The sequence below is a fragment of the Neolewinella aurantiaca genome, assembly GCF_008014675.1.
GTDB classification, from domain to species: Bacteria; Bacteroidota; Bacteroidia; order Chitinophagales; family Saprospiraceae; genus Neolewinella; species Neolewinella aurantiaca.
Genome location: NZ_VOXD01000097.1, coordinates 1 through 1,310 on the forward strand (window position 1 = coordinate 1; position 1,310 = coordinate 1,310).

The following is a 1,310-nucleotide window of genomic DNA, read 5'->3' on the forward strand; positions in this document are numbered from 1 at the left end:
TAGCTTTGAGTCGTGCTCGCATCCGTGTTTTTTGTCTCGCAACTCAAAGCTACTGGATTGCGAGCACACTTTTACAAAGGACAGAATCAGGCGTGGGCAGGAGCTAACAGACGGAACACCCTACTACTATACCTACCTATTTGAACTTTACTAGTGGTGAGAAAGTTCCTCTAGGAGGACCTAATAAGAATTGTAATAATCCATGTAAAGATGAAGAAGGAGTAGATTGTGTTACTGACTACGATTTTGATACTGATCAGCCGTATTATGTATGTCTAATGGGCTCATGTTTGGTTACGAGTTCTGAAGATACGGTGAAATTTTATACGGAATCTGAGAGGGGGACTATTTTATTTAAAAAACTCTATAAATTCAGAGATTCGTACTTGACTAGTAGCTCTAAAGGTTTAGGGTATATAGACGATTATTATAAGCTAAGTAAAGAGTCTGTGTATTCGTTTTCTTTTTCCTCCTTATATGCTATCTCTGTTCTATCTCCAAGTTTATTGTCAAAATTTGATAAGCTTGTTGAATTTAAAGAGGTTGACCCTTCAATAGGGGCGGAAATTCTTTATGATGCTCAATTTAGAGATGATGTTGTTTTGGCTCTAGATCAATTAATTAATGATTTACCTCTGAATTCAGAATCAAGAAATATTCTACTCAATGTGAAATCTGATGTAATTCTTCTGAAAGGGAAAACTATTGCTGAGATTGATGCCATTATGTCATCCTAGAAATGTTAGAAGGATATAAATATTTTATCTGAATATTACGTCTGATAATTGATTTGTAGGCTGGAGGTATTCCTTGAGCCTACAAATCACTTTTTGCATCTTCTTTTTAGATGATGCTTATTGATAATTACGGTTATATTGACCCATTTATACCCAATCCCTATATCTATAATGACTGCTTTCTCATGAATTCTTAATGAGGGGCGATAATACTGACGTTTATTCTCTGTAGGAGTATTGATCCTTTGAACAGTGTCAAAAAAAGCACATAACACCGCAGGTTCGCCAAGCCGCTTCGGCGATTTAAAGTTGCTCATTTCTATGTGATGTCCGGCCGTGCTTCCAGCGAAAAAGCGCAGAAAAGAAGCGCTCTTTCGCTGGAAGCACGGCCTTCTCCATAAGTTTAACGATCTTAGTGTCTATTGAAGAAGCGGCCTGCGCACCTGCAAACGTTCCGCAACATATGCGCAACAAATATTTGTGGGGCTATCGCCCTGTCCGAATGTTTGATCAAAGGATCACTACAAAGGGCTGGTGGCCTGGAGGACCGAATATCGCATCGTTCGCAAGCTC

Annotated in this window: 1 protein-coding gene; it reads left to right on the forward strand. The window is 38.9% G+C overall.

The features are described 5' to 3' along the window. Positions 1-140: 140 nt before the first annotated feature. Complete coding sequence (locus FUA23_RS22170) at positions 141-737, forward strand: hypothetical protein (RefSeq protein ID WP_147932960.1); 597 nt, start codon at positions 141-143, stop codon at positions 735-737. Positions 738-1,310: the final 573 nt, after the last annotated feature.